Source organism: Enterobacter asburiae, assembly GCF_024599655.1.
Classification (GTDB): domain Bacteria; phylum Pseudomonadota; class Gammaproteobacteria; order Enterobacterales; family Enterobacteriaceae; genus Enterobacter; species Enterobacter asburiae_D.
Genome location: NZ_CP102247.1, coordinates 3,673,838 through 3,688,885 on the forward strand (window position 1 = coordinate 3,673,838; position 15,048 = coordinate 3,688,885).

Genomic DNA, 15,048 nt, shown 5'->3' on the forward strand with positions numbered 1-15,048 from the left:
GTTTATTTGCAATTTGACTACATCATTATCGGGGCCGGCTCTGCCGGCAACGTGCTGGCAACGCGACTGACTGAAGATCCGAACACCACCGTCCTACTGCTGGAGGCGGGCGGGCCGGACTACCGCTTTGACTTCCGCACCCAGATGCCCGCCGCGCTGGCTTTCCCGCTGCAGGGCAAGCGCTACAACTGGGCGTATGAAACCGAGCCAGAGCCGTACATGAACAACCGCCGCATGGAGTGCGGACGCGGAAAAGGGCTGGGCGGCTCGTCGCTGATCAACGGCATGTGCTACATCCGCGGTAACGCAATGGATCTTGACCACTGGGCCAAAGAGCCGGGTCTGGAGCACTGGAGCTACCTCAACTGCCTGCCCTACTACCGCAAGGCAGAGACGCGCGACGTGGGGCCGAACGACTATCACGGCGGCGACGGTCCGGTGAGCGTCACAACCTCCAAACCGGGCGTGAACCCGCTGTTTGAAGCGATGGTAGAAGCGGGCGTGCAGGCGGGCTATCCGCGCACCGAGGATCTCAACGGCTACCAGCAGGAAGGCTTCGGCCCGATGGACCGCACGGTCACGCCGCAGGGCCGACGCGCCAGCACCGCGCGCGGCTATCTTGACCAGGCGAAGCCGCGCCCGAACCTGACCATCCGCACCCACGCCACGACCGATCGCATTATCTTTGACGGCAAGCGCGCGGCGGGCGTCGAGTGGCTGGAAGGGGAAAGCACTATCCCGTCCAGAGCGACGGCGAACAAAGAGGTGCTGCTGTGTGCGGGCGCGATTGCCTCCCCGCAGATCCTCCAGCGCTCCGGCGTGGGCAGCGCGGACCTGCTCGCCGAGTTCGATATTCCGCTGGTGCACGACCTGCCAGGCGTGGGCGAAAACCTGCAGGATCACCTGGAGATGTACCTCCAGTACGAGTGCAAAGAGCCAGTCTCCCTCTACCCTGCCCTGCAGTGGTGGAACCAGCCGAAGATTGGCGCCGAGTGGCTGTTTGGCGGCACCGGCGTAGGCGCGAGTAACCACTTCGAAGCGGGCGGGTTTATCCGCAGCCGCGAGGAGTTCGAGTGGCCGAACATTCAGTACCACTTCCTGCCGGTAGCGATTAACTACAACGGTTCGAACGCGGTAAAAGAGCACGGCTTCCAGTGCCACGTCGGCTCCATGCGCTCGCCGAGCCGCGGCCACGTGCGGATTAAGTCGCGCGATCCGCACCAGCATCCGGCGATCCTGTTCAACTATATGTCCCACGAGCAGGACTGGCAGGAGTTCCGGGACGCGATTCGCATCACCCGCGAGATCATGCACCAGCCCGCGCTGGACAAATATCGCGGTCGCGAAATCAGCCCGGGCGTCGAGTGCCAGACCGACGAACAGCTGGACGAGTTCGTGCGTAACCACGCTGAAACCGCCTTCCACCCATGCGGCACCTGCAAGATGGGTTACGACGAGATGGCGGTGGTCGATGGCGAAGGCCGCGTTCACGGACTGGAAGGGCTGCGCGTGGTGGATGCGTCGATCATGCCGCAGATCATCACTGGTAACCTGAACGCCACCACTATTATGATTGGCGAGAAGATTGCCGACGCCATTCGCGGGCGCGAGCCGCTGGCGAAGAGCACGGCGGCGTATTATGTGGCGAACGGTGCACCGGTAAGACGCTGAGTGCGTTTATCCCCTCATCCTAACCCTCACCCCAAAGGGGAGAGGGAACGATTACACCCTCTCCCCTTTGGGGTGAGGGGTAAGTCTTTTACTTCCGAAATTCCTCTAACCGCCTAATCTGCCGCCCTTCCCCGTCAAAATTCTCTGCCGCCAGCCAGGCGCGCAGTTCGGCGTCTCTTTGCGGCCATTCGCCGTCAATAATAGAAAGCATATCGCTGTCGCGGTTGCGCCCTTTGCGCACCAGCTTCTGGCGCAGGCGTCCTTCCCAGACAAACCCCAGCCGCTCCGCCGCGCTGCGTGACGCAATGTTCATGGAATCGCACTTCCACTCGAGGCGCCGGTAGCCGTGCTCAAACGCATTTTTCAGCAGCAGCCACACCGTTTCGGTGCCTATCCGGGTCCCTTTCATCCTGCGCGACCAGGTCACGTGACCAATTTCCACCGACCCCAGCAGCCGCTCGTTAGCCATATAGCTCACCAGCCCCACCGCCCGCTCGGTGCGTAAATCAATGACGGCAAACGGCACCAGCTCATCGTCTATGACCTTAGCCATGATCCAGTGCGCGGTGGCTTCCACGCTCGCTGGCTGCGTGCTGGCAAGCCACGTCCAGTCGCTGTCGTCGCCCAGCGCGTAGGCCTCATAGAGATCGGCCGCGTGACGATCGGCATCCAGCGGCTCCAGGCGGCAATACTGGCCGAACAGCGGCGTGCGGGTTAATACGCGCGCGCCTTTCCAGTCGGGAACGATATCGTTAACGGTTTGACCATGTTGATTGATTTCGGGCACGGCGGTGACTCCCTGAAAGGTAAGGAGTTTGTTATAGCAGGTTAAAAAGCGGGCGAAAAGCAGCGTATTCTAATAGCCCGAGCGCATGCGATATTCCCGGAAGATATAAGCAAAGCTGAATTTCGACTTTGCGGAATTTAAGAGTCGACCTAACGTAGCGGAGCATAAAACAATCACAATATATTCTTCTCAGGGATCGCTATGACGAAAAAACTGTTGCCGTTACTGGTGCTGGCTGCGCTCTCAAGCGCTGCCCACGCCGCTACTCCGCCCAACACGCTGGTAGTTGCCCAGGGGCTTGATGACATCGTAAGCCTCGACCCGGCCGAAGCCAACGAGCTCTCCAGCATCCAGACCGTGCCGAGCCTATATCAGCGCCTGGTACAGCCGGACCGCGATAACCCGGAAAAAATCACCCCGATTCTGGCAGAAAGCTGGGAAGCGGACGCGGCAGCAAAAACGCTGACGATCAAACTTAAGCCCGATGCCAAATTCGCCTCCGGCAACCCGCTGCGCCCGGAAGACGTGATTTTCTCGTACACCCGCGCCGTAACGCTGAACAAATCTCCGGCATTCATCCTGAACGTGCTGGGCTGGGACGCGAGCAACATCGCCAGCCAGCTGAAAAAGGTGGACGACCATACCCTCCAGCTTCACTGGACGGCGGACGTTAGCCCGTCGGTGGCGCTGAATATTCTCTCCACGCCGATTGCCTCCATCGTCGATGAAAAGCAGGTTGCGGCAAACGTGAAGGATAATGACTTCGGTAACGCCTGGCTGAAAATGCACTCGGCGGGCAGCGGCGCGTTCAAAATGCGTGTCTACCAGCCGCATCAGGCCATCGTGCTGGAAGCCAACGAGTCAGCGCCCGGCGGCGCGCCGAAGCTCAAAAGCATCATCATTAAAAACGTCCCGGACCCGGCTTCGCGCCGCCTGCTGATCCAGCAGGGTGATGCGGACGTGGCGCGCGATCTGGGTGCAGACCAGATAAGCGCCCTGGACGGCAAGCCGGGCGTGAAGGTGCTGAGCATTCCGTCCGCGGAGCAGAATTACCTGGTGTTCAACACCGGCAACAGCGCCAACCCGCTGCTGAACAACCCGGCGTTCTGGGAAGCCTCGCGCTGGCTGGTGGATTATGAAGGCATCACTAAAAATCTGCTGAAAGGCCAGTACTTTGTTCACCAAAGCTTCCTGCCGGTCGGTCTGCCGGGCGCGCTGGAAGACAATCCATTTACGTTTGACCCGGCAAAAGCGAAAGCCATCCTCGCCAAGGCGGGCATTAAAGACGCGCACTTCACGCTGGACGTGGAGAACAAGCCGCCGTTTATCACCATCGCCCAGTCGATGCAGGCGAGCTTTGCCCAGGGCGGCGTGAAGGTCGATCTGCTGCCTGCCGCCGGGAGCCAGGTCTATGCCCGCGTGCGCGCAAAGCAGCATCAGGCGGCGATTCGTCTGTGGATCCCGGACTATTTTGACGCGCACTCTAACGCCAGCGCCTTTGCGTGGAACGACGGCAAATCCAGCACCGTGGCCGGGCTGAACGGCTGGAAAATTCCAGAGCTGAACAAAGCTACGCTGGCGGCGGTAGCCGAGCCGGATCCGGCGAAGCGTCTGGATCTGTATAAGAAGATGCAGAAACAGCTGCAGCAGAATTCGCCGTACGTATTTGTCGATCAGGGCAAAACCCAGATCGTGGTGCGCGATAACGTGAAGGGGTATCAGCAGGGGCTGAACGCGGATATGGTCTGGTACGATCGCGTCACGAAGTAGCCCTTGTTGCCGGGTGGCGCTGCGCTTACCCGGCCTACGTTCTCGGTTTTTGTAGGCCGGGTAAGGCGAAGCCGCCACCCGGCATGAAGAGATTTCCCATGCCACATCTTTCCACCCGCGTGCTCCAGGGTCTGCTGACCCTGCTGCTCACGCTCTTCGGGCTGCTGCTCGTCACGTTTGCGCTCTCGGCGTTTTCACCGGTCGATCGCGTGCTGCAGATCGTGGGCGATCACCCAGCCAGTCAACCTACGATCAGGTTCGCCACCAGCTTGGGCTGGATCGTCCCCTGCCCGTGCAGTTCTGGCACTACCTGCAAAATCTTGCCCACGGTGATTTAGGCACGGCCAGCGCCACCGGGCAGCCGGTGCTGCAGGACCTGCTGCACGCCTTCCCCGCCACGCTGGAGCTGGCGACGCTGGCGTTAATCATCGGCGCCGTACTCGGCGTGATTGCCGGAGTGCTGTGCGCCCGGTACGCCGGTTCACCGCTCGATCTCGCCATCAGAACCCTCACCCTGCTCGGCAACTCGGTGCCCATTTTCTGGCTCGGCCTGCTGATGCTGGCCCTGTTCTACGCGAAGCTGCAGTGGAGCGCGGGCCCCGGCAGGCTGGACGATATCTGGCAGTTCACCGTCGAGCCGCGCACCGGCTTTGCGCTGGTGGATACCTGGCTTTCCGGCGACCGCGAGGCGTTTCGCAACGCCCTCAGCCACCTGGTGCTGCCGGTGCTGCTGCTGGCCTATTACTCGCTGGCAAGCATCACCCGCCTGACGCGCTCCGCCTGCCTGAGCGAGATGAACAAAGAGTACATTCTGCTTGCCCGCGCCAAGGGTGCCGGGGAGATGACTATTCTGCTGCGCCACGTGCTGCCGAACATGCGCGGCACCCTGCTGACGGTGATTGCGCTGGCCTACACCAGCATGCTGGAAGGCGCGGTACTGACCGAAACCGTCTTCTCCTGGCCGGGGATCGGGCGCTACCTCACCACCGCCCTGTTCGCCGGAGACACCACCGCCGTCATGGGCGGCACGCTGCTGATTGGCGTCTGCTTTGTGCTGATCAATAACCTTACCGACCTGCTCGTGCGGGCGACCGATCCCAGGGTGCGCTGATGCCGTTTTATCTTTTCTTACGCCGCCTGCGCCGCTCCCCCGCCGCGTTTTGCGTGCTGATTGCCATCGCGCTGCTGGTGCTTATCGCCCTGTTCGCGCCGTGGCTTGCGCCGCTTGACCCGAACTGGCAGGATGCCGCCGCGCGCCTGCAGGCACCGAATACTCAGCACTGGCTGGGCACCGACAGCTACGGGCGGGACCTGCTTTCGCGCCTGATTTACGGCACCCGTCCGGCGCTCGGGCTGGTGGCGCTGGTCACCGTCATCACCCTGCCCGCCGGGCTGCTGGTGGGGATTTTGTCCGGCTACTACGGCGGCTGGATGGAGCGCATCCTGATGCGCTTTACCGACGTGGTGATGTCGATGCCGCGCCTGATCCTCGCCTTCGCGTTTGTGGCGATGCTTGGCCCGGGACTGGTCAACGGCGCGCTGGCGCTGGCCCTAACCACCTGGCCGGCCTACGCGCGGCAGGCGCGGAGCGAGATCCAGCGTCTGCGCCACAGCGACTATCTCGCCGCCGCCGAGATGATGGGCATTCGCGGGCTGCGCCTGCTGGTCGGCCATATTCTGCCCCTGTGCCTGCCGTCCGCGATTGTGCGGCTGGCGCTGGATCTGGCGGGGATTATTCTGGCGGCTGCCGGTCTGGGCTTCCTCGGCCTTGGCGCACGCCCTCCAATGGCCGAATGGGGCGCGATGATTGCCGACGGCATGCAGGTGATTTTCGATCAGTGGTGGATTGCCGCCATTCCGGGCGGCGCGATTCTGTTTGCCAGCCTGGCCTTTAACCTACTGGGCGACGGCCTGCGCGACGTACTGGAGCCACAGCATGACTGAACAACGCGTCATCGTCGATGCGCTGAATATCGACTACCCCGCCGCGCGCGTGGTCAACAGCCTGAGCTTCACGCTGGGCAACGAGCGGCTGGCGCTGGTGGGGGAATCCGGCTCGGGCAAATCGATGTCCGCCCGCGCCCTGATGGGGCTGGTGCGCAAGCCCGGCATCGTGAGCGCGGACCGGCTTAACGTGCTCGGCAACGACCTGCTGACCCTGAGCACCCGCCGCTGGCAGGCGCTGCGCGGCAACGGGATTGCAATGGTCCTGCAGGACCCGCGCTACGCGCTGAATCCGGCGAAAAACGTCGCTGCTCAGCTTGATGAGGCGCTGACCCTGCATCAGCGCCTGCCCCGCGCCGAGCGCCGGGCGCGTATTCACGACATCATCCGCGCCGTCGGACTCAACGAACATGTCCTCACGCGCTACCCCGGCGAACTCTCCGGCGGCATGGGCCAGCGGGTGATGATTGCCATTGCGCTGATCAACAACCCGCAGGTGCTGATTGCCGACGAACCCACCTCCGCGCTGGACGCCCGCCTGCGCAACCAGATCCTCGAGCTGCTGGTGCAGCAGTGTGAAGAACGCCAGATGGCGATGCTGTTAATTAGCCACGATCTGCCGCTGGTGGCGGAACACTGCGACCGCGTGCTGGTGATGTATCAGGGCGAGAAGGTCGATGAGATGGCGGCGAACCGGCTTGCGCAAGCGACGCACCCGTATACGCGCACCCTGTGGACCTGCCGTCCAAACGCCAACACCTTCGGCCAGATACTGCCAACGCTGGACCGTTCGCAACCGTGGAGGGAGACCGATAATGATGCTCGTTGACGTTAAGGACCTCCAGGTGAGCTTCGGGGAGAAAACGGCGGTGTTCGCCGCTAGCTTTACCATCGAGAAAGGCGAAACCTTCAGCCTGATTGGCGAATCCGGCTGCGGGAAATCGACTATTCTGCGCGTGCTGGCGGGATTGCAGCGCGAGTGGAACGGCCGCATTTCGATACTGGGAGACGCGCTACGGCCAGGACGGCGTTTTGAAGGCGAGCTTCGCCGCAACGTGCAGATGGTGTTTCAGGATCCGTGGGCGTCGCTGCACCCAAACCACACCGTTGCACGCACCCTGTCGGAGCCGTTAAACATCCACGGCGAAACGCAGGTTGCTGAAAAGGTGGCGGATGCGCTGCAGCAGGTGGGGCTTTCCGCCGACGCGGGCAAGCGTTATCCGCATCAGCTTTCCGGCGGCCAGCGCCAGCGCGTGGCGATTGCCCGGGCGCTGCTGCTGCGCCCGCAGCTACTGCTGCTGGACGAGCCGACTTCGGCACTGGATATGTCGGTGCAGGCAGAAATTCTCAATCTTTTGAACCGCCTGAAGGCCGAGCACGGCATGACCTACTTGCTGGTGAGCCACGATGCGGACGTGATTGCGCATATGTCCGACCGGGCAGCGTTTATGGCGCACGGGGAGATCCAGAAGGTGTTTGACCGGGAGGCAATGTTAAGGGGCGAGCACAGGATGGGGTAAGTGCGCGCGGCGGTGCCCGGTGGCGCTGCGCTTACCGGGCCTACGTTTCGTGCCGCGTTGATGGTTTTTCGTAGGCCGGGTAAGGCGTAGCCGCCACCCGGCAAAAAAATCACTTCAGCAGCTTCACCGTGGCATCAATGTCGATCTCGTCTTCGGTGAAGATCAGCGTCGTATTCTGGAAGGTGGTGATCGCCAGCTTCTTCACCGTGCGCATCTCGCCCGGCTTTTTCTCGGATTTCGGCTTGATGCTGTTCATCAGCAGCCCAACCGACAGTACCGCGTTATCTTTGTCGATTTTGGTATCAACCGGCTCCTCTTCGTTAAACACCACGAAGGATTTGATGGAGGTGAGCTTCACGCGCTCGCCGGCAATAAAGAGATGTTTGCTTTCGGGGATCACCTTCACCGCATAGGCGGAAAGGCCTTTGTTGTTGGTGGTTGGCTCAAAGGTCACCGCGGCATCTTTCTTAATCAGATCGGGGTTCGCGACCTTAATCACATGAAAATAGCGGTTGTCGCCGTTTTCATCTTTGATAAATCCAAAGCCTTTATCTTTAAACCACGTTGTGATTGTACCGTTCATCGCTGTTACCGCCTGTCAGATCGTAATGACTAAAGTTTTGCAGCGCGCAGTGTAATGCACAATGACGGAGGAGACAAAAAAAAGCCCCTGCACGGGTGCAGGGGAAAACTCATGTCAGAGCTTATTAGAATTTAATTAAACACCATTCCACCATCAATTAAGAGCGACTGGCCGGTCATGTAGTCGGAATCCGGGCCTGCCAGGTATGAGACGCAGGCGGCGACATCTTCCGGCTCGGACAGGCGGCCAAGCGTAATGCGTTTGGCAAAGGTTTCGGTCCCGTAGCCGAGCGGTTTACCCGCCGCCTCGGAGACCTGACGGTCGATTTCCGCCCACATCGGCGTTTTGACGATGCCCGGGCAGTAAGCGTTAACGGTGATCCCCAGCGGTGCGAGATCCCGTGCCGCGGTCTGGGTTAAGCCACGAACCGCGAACTTGCTGGAGCTGTAGACCGCCAGTTCAGGATTGCCGGTGTGGCCCGCCTGGGAGCAGGCGTTGATGATCTTGCCGCCATGCCCCTCTTTGCGGAAGGCGTCAATCGCGGCCTGGATCCCCCAGATCACCCCTTTCACGTTGATGTTGTAGACCTTGTCGACAATGTCCGGCGTGATGGATTCGATGGGGGTAGACGGCGCAATCCCGGCGTTATTCACGATAACGTTAAAGCCGCCCAGCGCGGTGCGCGCTTTCTCCACCGCCGCAAATACCTGCTCGCGGTCAGAGACATCGACCTTCACGGCAACGGCGTTGCCGCCGTTACGGATGATTTCATCGGCGACGGCTCTTGCCGTCTCAACGTTATAGTCGGCGATGGCGACGGCAAAGCCGTCTTTCACCAGGCGAAGCGCGATCGCTTTACCAATCCCCTGGCCTGAGCCTGTTACGAGAGCAACTTTTTGCATTTCTCTGTCCTTATCGTGAGTCACAAAATCTGGCTGAGATGGAGCTGGCCCATCAGCAGCGGGTTATCGCTGTAGTCGACGGGAATGGCCACCACGGCAGGGCCATCCACATCCATCGCCGCGCGCAGCGTGGGTTCCAGCGCCTCGGCGCTCTCCACGGCAAAGCCTTTTGCACCGAAGGCGTCGGCATAGACTTTGAAATCAACCGGGCCGAACTCGACGCCGGAAAGCCGCTGGTATTTTTTCTCTTCCTGAATGGCCACCATGTTGTAGGCGTTATCCACCCAGATGATGTGCAGCACGTTGGCGTTGAGGCGCACCGCGGTTTCCAGCTCCATGCTGGACTGCAGGAAGCCACCGTCACCGGAGACCGATACCACCTTGCGGCCCGGATTCACCAGCCACGCGCCAATCGCCCACGGCAGGGCAACGCCCATGGTCTGCTGACCGTTGGAGATCATCACCTGACGCGCGCGGAAGCTGTAGAGATAGCGGGCGATCCAGATGTGGAAGCTGCCCATGTCGACGGTGAGCGTCACGTCGTTATTTACAATGTCCTGCATGGCGCGCACGATGCGCAGCGGGTGCAGAGCAAACTGGTTAAGCGAGGCGCCGCGGCGATCGAGCAGATCCCGCTGATGCTGGCGATCGACCAGAATTTCGGAGGCCCGCTGGCTCAGCTCGAGCTTATGGTCGATGCGGTTAGCAAGCAGGTTCAGCGTTTCGGCGATATCCCCCACCAGCTCCAGATCCGGCACGTAGTTACGTTCTTCATAGGCAGGCAGCACGTCAATGTGCACCAGCGTCGCGTCGCCGCTGTTCCACATGGACGGCTCGTACTCCACCGGGCTGTAGCCAACGCAGATAATCAGATCCGCCAGATGCAGCAGCCGGTCGCCCGCCTGGTTGTTAAAGAGGCCGACGCGTCCGGCGAAGCGGGTGAAGTGCTCCTGATTTACCGCCCCGGCGGCCTGATAGGTGCTGGTCACCGGAATACGGCTTTTCTCCAGCAGCTTGCGCAGCGCGGCGCTGTTCGCGGGCTGGCTGGCCATCAGGCCGAGTAAGATGACCGGGTTTTTGGCGTTTTCGATAAGCTTCGCCACGTCGTTAATCGCCGACTCCGGTGCCGGGCCCATCAGCGCCGGGCCGCTGGCGGGTAAAATCGCGCCCGTCGCGGGCTGGTCGACAATATCCTGCGGCAGGCTGACGAACGCGCCCCCCGGTCTGCCGTGCTCGGCAGCGCGAAACGCGTTCGATACCACCTCGGCAATCGCGTCCGGTGAGCTGACCTCCACGGCGTATTTAGTGACAGGGCTGAACATGGCAACGGTGTCCATGCTCTGGTGCACCAGCTTGGCTTTATCCGCCCGCTTCACCGCCCCGCCCAGCGCGACTACCGGGTCGCCTTCGCTGTTGGCGGTAGCAATACCGGTGATCAGGTTAGAGCAGCCCGGCCCGGAGGTGACCAGCGCCACTCCGGCCTTGCCGGTTAGACGCCCTACCGCCGCCGCCATAAACGCGGCGTTGGCCTCGTGGCGCACCGGGATAATCTCGATGGAGGAGTCCAGCAGGGAGTCGAAAACCTTGTCAATTTTTGCGCCCGGGATCCCGAACACCTGCTTCACGCCCTGCGCTTCCAGCTGGCCGACAACCATATCGGCGCCGTGCGCCCACTGACGTGACTGTTTCTCACTGTTCACGGTAGTTCTCCTGTTAGTTTTCGACGGAACGGATCGCTGCATCAAGATTGCTGGGGTGAAGGTTGGCCTGTAAGAACGCGCTGTCGGCGGGCAGGTCAATCATCAGCTTGTGAATTTCACCGAAGGTGAGCACGCCGCTCTCCAGCTGGTAGTCGAGCAGATGGCCCCCGCCCTGGCGGTCGTCGGTGATGAAATGCTCGTGATAGCCCGCCACGTTGATGCCCTGCATGTGCTGCGGCGTGCGGAACCCGACCAGCACCCCTTCGCGCTGGTTAAAGCGGAACACCGGCTGGTCGTCCAGCACGTCGGTCATCGCGCGGTACGGTGGCTTCTGACGCGGTACGGTGCGGGTGTGGGCGTGGCGGAAGTTGCCGTCAATGCGCAGCGCGCAGAACAGGTTGTCTGAGGGGATCTGCTGGTCGATTGCGTCGTGGATCTGCTGGCGGCTGACCGGCGCATCGAAGGTGATACGGTACTGCGGCTGGAACCAGGTCATCACCGCGAACGGCGTTTTCTGCTCTGGCTTCGCGGCCCTGGCGCTGCCGTCGGCGCGCAGCTGGTACACCTGACTGCTGAAGGCAATCATTTCACCGTCCAGCTCGTTGAAGGTCCCCAAACCAAAATCACCGTGTGCCAGCAGATCGGCGATGGTGGTCTCTCCTTCGTACACGCCGCTTAACAGGGCGCTCATTAGCGATGTCTGATAGATCACGCTGTCAGGATGCTGGGCGGAGAACCCGCGCAGGGTCTCGCACAGGCTGGCCTCACAGTCGCAGGCAGATGAATGCATCATCGTGCTCGTCCTCTTCAACTTTATTTAGAAAGGTTAAATAAATGTTGACCCGATTCAGCAGAGAGTTCCAATATAGAAACTATGCTGGTTTGAGACGTTTTAGATATGGAACTTCGTTATCTGCGGTATTTTGTCGCGGTTGCACGCGAGCGACACTTCACCAGGGCGGCCGAAGCGCTGGGTATTTCACAGCCACCTCTGAGTCAGCAGATCAAACGGCTCGAAGAGGAAGTGGGCACGCCGCTGTTCAGACGCCTGACGCGGGGCGTGGAGCTGACCGAGGCGGGAGAAGCCTTCTATGAGGACGCCTGCAAGATCCTTGCGCTGAGCGATGCCGCGCTGGAAAAGGCCCGCGGTATCGCACGCGGGCTGAACGGCAACCTGTCGATTGGCATCACCAGCTCCGACGCTTTTCATCCCAAAATTTTCGCGCTGATTCGCCAGTTTCAGGTGCAGAACATGGCGGTGCAGGTTCACCAGGTGGAAGCCAATATGTCGTCGCTGACGACGATGCTGGCGGAGGGTGAGCTGGATATTGCCTTCGTGCGCCTGCCGTGCGAGAGCAGCAAGGCGTTCGAGTTAAAAGTCCTCGACCGGGAGCCGATGGTGGTAGCGTTGCATCGCGACCATCCGCTGGCGGCGTGCGATTCGCTGGCGCTTGAGCAGCTTCGGGATACGCCGGTGGTGCTGTTCCCGCAGGAGGTCGCGCCGGGGTTGTACGATCGGGTTCACGGCTGCTGCGAGCGGGCCGGTATTAACGTGCAGCGCGCGCTGCAGTCGTCGCAGCTTTCGTCGTCCCTGAGCATGGTTTCCGCGGGCGGCGGGTTCGCGCTGGTGCCAAAATCCATGGCGGCTATTTCACCGCCGAATGTGACCTATCATACGCTGAGCTCACCGGAGCTTTATACCGATATCGCGCTGTGCTGGCGGCGTTTTGAACGCTCGCGGACGGTGAAGCGGTTTTTGACGATGATGAGTGAAGGGTGACGGTGCAGCACTGCTGGTTTGTAGGTCGGGTAAGGCGTAGCCGCCACCCGGCAAGTCAGCCTTTGTTGTCAAATCACGGGCTCCTGGAACGGTAAAGGTCTTACTGATGCACGCTTCGGTACTACGTTTTCCTGGTAATTGTCTGCCGCAAACCATCTGATACTCTGGCAGGACTCAAAGGATGACAAGGAAGAGGAATGCTGAACCCCGGATTCGTTACCCGCAAAGCGCTTGCTCAGTGGCAGGATGTTCCCGCTTTTCTCCCCCAGTTCCAGTTCCATGAAAAACACCGAGCGGTCATTCATACCGCGCATCCTGAAAATATTCTGCCGTTGATTGCAAACTTTGACGTCCGGCAAGATGCCGTGATTCGTCGACTGATGGCTTTACGGCAATTACCGCAAAAATTACTACCTAATCAGCAGGCTGACTCAATCAGCAACTTTGGCCTGCACAGTTTTACCCTGTTGAAAAACTCTGCATCTGAGCTCTGCTATGGCTTAAAAGGACAATTCTGGCGGACTAATTTCGGTCTGGAAAACGCACCGGACACCATGGCTTTTCAGTCGCCAGCCGCGCCGGGTAGCGCGACGTTGCTGCTGCGCTACCAGGTAACGGAACTGGCCCCAGGTCAACATGAACTCTGTACGGAAACCTTCGTCTATTGTCCGGACAAACGTACTCAACTCAAAATGGCAGCCTACTGGCTGGCAATACGGGCCGGGAGCGGCTGGATCCGTAAAAGGACGCTGAAAGCGGTTAAGTCGAATATTGAAGGGCTGGAATGAGCGAGGAGCGAAGCTATGCTGCATAGAAAACCCTATCAGGTTTCAGAGAAATATGAATGCTATAAGAATAACTATCTGGTGAGTACAGACAGAGAAAAGCTTGATGTACAGGCTATTCATCAATATCTGACGAGGTCAACCTGGGCAAAAGGCATTCACCTGGACATTGTTTCTGCCTCAATAGAAAACAGTCTTAACTTTGGCCTTTATCATAATGAACACCAGATTGGTTTCGCGCGTCTGATAACAGATTATGCGACCTTCGCCTACCTTTGCGATGTCTATATCCTTGAAGAACATCAGGGAAAAGGGCTTGGAAGATGGGTTATGGAATGCATACATCATCACCCTGTGTTTGAGCAGCTTCGCAGGATCATGTTATTTACCACGACTGCACCCTGGCTCTATGAAAAATTTGGCTACGAGCCCGTAAACAGAAAAAACTATGCATGGACGATTACGCGGCCTGATATCTATTTGAATGAAAAATAGCCTGGCTGATAATCCCTGTTCAGCTCCCCGTTGACTTATTGACTCTGTGTTTTCATCATCCGTTTCCGGGACAACGCGAACCCGTTCGGTCTGTGAAGATCGAACGTACGCTAACGACAGCAGCGCTAACCTTAAAGAGCGGGACTATTTGCTATGAATCCAAGGGAAAATATTGTCAGTACATTCAGCGAGTTGTCTGCAGAATTACAGCGTGCTGCCGAGTTCTCGCTACAGAATACCAATCAACTGGTTGTGCTATCAATGCGTGCCTTCGCCAGTGAAGCCGGTGTAAAACCCGCCACGTTGCTGCGGTTGGCGCAGCGATTGGGCTACAACGGCTGGGGTGAACTCAAGGACGCTTTCATTGATGAACTCGGGCTGCGCAATGATACATATGTCTCCAAAGCTGAGAAGCTTATCGCCAAAGGCACTCAGCCGCAGCTGTATGAAGAGGTATTTCAGGCACATCAGAGAAATTTGGCTTTTACACAGCATGAAAACCATCAGGCCATGGAGCAGGCTGTATCGCTGTTGGACGCGGCCGAGAATGTCTATATTTGCGGCTTCCGGGCCAGTTTCCCTATCGCCTGGTCGCTGTTTTATGTCTATCGACTGTTCAATCGGCAAGTCTCGCTCATTGATGGGCTGGCGAGCAATATCGAGGTGTTCACCCGCGAATTAACTGCACACGATTGTCTGTTACTCACCAGCTTTGCGCCCTATTCACGTGAGTCGCTCGATGTCCTGCGCGCGGCTCAGCAGGCGGGCGTGACAATCGTCGCCATCACGGATTCTCCCGTCTCGCCATTAGCACAGGCCGCCGACTGCACGCTACTTTTCTCTATCGACAGCCCGTCGTTTTTCCCTTCCGTGGTGTCTGGCATGGGGCTCGCCGAGTGTTTACTGGCGATGCTGGTCGCGCGCCATGGTCGGGACGCAGTGAATAAAATCGAAAATGCTGAACGCTATCTTAATGACTCTGGCGCCTATGTGGTGCCCGGAAAATCCTGAAAAATGATTCATATGCATCAGGCATAAGAAAAAAGAATGCATTTGCATCAAAGATGAAATTGACGTGATACAAATGGATCCTGCAAGATGCGCTTCATTA

At 59.3% G+C, this 15,048-nt stretch carries 14 protein-coding genes and 1 pseudogene; 10 read left to right on the top strand and 5 right to left on the bottom strand.

The genetic code is table 11. The features are described 5' to 3' along the window. Positions 1–6 precede the first annotated feature (6 nt). Entirely contained in the window at positions 7–1,671 is a 1,665-nt protein-coding gene (gene betA, locus NQ230_RS17550) for a choline dehydrogenase (protein ID WP_257258439.1), read from the top strand. Between the two features lie 88 nt (positions 1,672–1,759). On the opposite strand, the gene NQ230_RS17555 is transcribed toward betA, so the two are convergent. Continuing rightward, entirely contained in the window at positions 1,760–2,458 is a 699-nt protein-coding gene (locus tag NQ230_RS17555) for a GNAT family N-acetyltransferase (RefSeq protein ID WP_257258440.1), read from the bottom strand. A 201-nt stretch (positions 2,459–2,659) separates the two neighbouring features. On the opposite strand from NQ230_RS17555, the gene NQ230_RS17560 reads away from it, so the two are divergent. From NQ230_RS17560 to NQ230_RS17580, 5 genes and pseudogenes are all read left to right on the top strand, one after another. Beyond that, positions 2,660–4,228 carry an ABC transporter substrate-binding protein gene (locus NQ230_RS17560; RefSeq protein WP_213821222.1) on the top strand — a complete coding sequence of 523 codons (1,569 nt, stop codon included), beginning with the start codon at positions 2,660–2,662 and terminating at the stop codon, positions 4,226–4,228. Between the two features lie 98 nt (positions 4,229–4,326). Then, positions 4,327–5,339 (top strand): annotated as a pseudogene (locus NQ230_RS17565) (ABC transporter permease). After that, on the top strand, positions 5,339–6,172 hold the full coding sequence (locus NQ230_RS17570) for an ABC transporter permease (RefSeq protein WP_257258442.1): 834 nt from the start codon (positions 5,339–5,341) through the stop codon (positions 6,170–6,172). The pseudogene NQ230_RS17565 and the gene NQ230_RS17570 overlap by 1 nt, the downstream one beginning before the upstream one ends. After that, positions 6,165–7,001 (top strand): ABC transporter ATP-binding protein, encoded by an 837-nt coding sequence (locus NQ230_RS17575; protein WP_257258443.1) that lies wholly within the window; start codon positions 6,165–6,167, stop codon positions 6,999–7,001. Before NQ230_RS17570 ends, NQ230_RS17575 begins: the two co-directional genes overlap by 8 nt. Then, positions 6,988–7,692: an ABC transporter ATP-binding protein gene (locus tag NQ230_RS17580; protein ID WP_257258444.1), complete on the top strand. Its 705-nt coding sequence runs from the start codon at positions 6,988–6,990 to the stop codon at positions 7,690–7,692. The genes NQ230_RS17575 and NQ230_RS17580 overlap by 14 nt, the downstream gene beginning before the upstream one ends. Before the next feature lie 109 nt (positions 7,693–7,801). Here NQ230_RS17580 and NQ230_RS17585 read toward each other — a convergent pair whose 3' ends face one another. The 4 genes from NQ230_RS17585 to budA all read right to left on the bottom strand — a co-directional run bounded on the left by NQ230_RS17585 (position 7,802) and on the right by budA (position 11,670). Further along, positions 7,802–8,275, bottom strand: coding sequence for a cold-shock protein (locus NQ230_RS17585; RefSeq protein WP_257258445.1), 474 nt, complete (start codon positions 8,273–8,275; stop codon positions 7,802–7,804). Positions 8,276–8,406: 131 nt separating this feature from the next. Then, positions 8,407–9,177, bottom strand: a complete 771-nt coding sequence (locus NQ230_RS17590) for a (S)-acetoin forming diacetyl reductase (RefSeq protein WP_024906954.1) — start codon at positions 9,175–9,177, stop codon at positions 8,407–8,409. Between the two features lie 20 nt (positions 9,178–9,197). Next, positions 9,198–10,832: an acetolactate synthase AlsS gene (alsS, locus tag NQ230_RS17595; protein ID WP_233470103.1), complete on the bottom strand. Its 1,635-nt coding sequence runs from the start codon at positions 10,830–10,832 to the stop codon at positions 9,198–9,200. 58 nt (positions 10,833–10,890) lie between these two features. Beyond that, entirely contained in the window at positions 10,891–11,670 is a 780-nt protein-coding gene (gene budA, locus NQ230_RS17600) for an acetolactate decarboxylase (protein WP_121425509.1), read from the bottom strand. Positions 11,671–11,775: 105 nt separating this feature from the next. Here budA and NQ230_RS17605 point away from each other — a divergent pair, with 105 nt between their 5' ends. The 4 genes from NQ230_RS17605 to NQ230_RS17620 all read left to right on the top strand — a co-directional run bounded on the left by NQ230_RS17605 (position 11,776) and on the right by NQ230_RS17620 (position 14,948). Beyond that, positions 11,776–12,657 carry a LysR family transcriptional regulator gene (locus NQ230_RS17605; RefSeq protein WP_121425510.1) on the top strand — a complete coding sequence of 294 codons (882 nt, stop codon included), beginning with the start codon at positions 11,776–11,778 and terminating at the stop codon, positions 12,655–12,657. A 197-nt stretch (positions 12,658–12,854) separates the two neighbouring features. After that, positions 12,855–13,445 (top strand): hypothetical protein, encoded by a 591-nt coding sequence (locus tag NQ230_RS17610; RefSeq protein WP_257258448.1) that lies wholly within the window; start codon positions 12,855–12,857, stop codon positions 13,443–13,445. Between the two features lie 15 nt (positions 13,446–13,460). Continuing rightward, positions 13,461–13,937, top strand: coding sequence for a GNAT family N-acetyltransferase (locus NQ230_RS17615; protein ID WP_116341321.1), 477 nt, complete (start codon positions 13,461–13,463; stop codon positions 13,935–13,937). Positions 13,938–14,090: 153 nt separating this feature from the next. After that, positions 14,091–14,948, top strand: coding sequence for a MurR/RpiR family transcriptional regulator (locus NQ230_RS17620; RefSeq protein ID WP_121425513.1), 858 nt, complete (start codon positions 14,091–14,093; stop codon positions 14,946–14,948). The last annotated feature ends 100 nt before the right edge of the window (positions 14,949–15,048 follow it).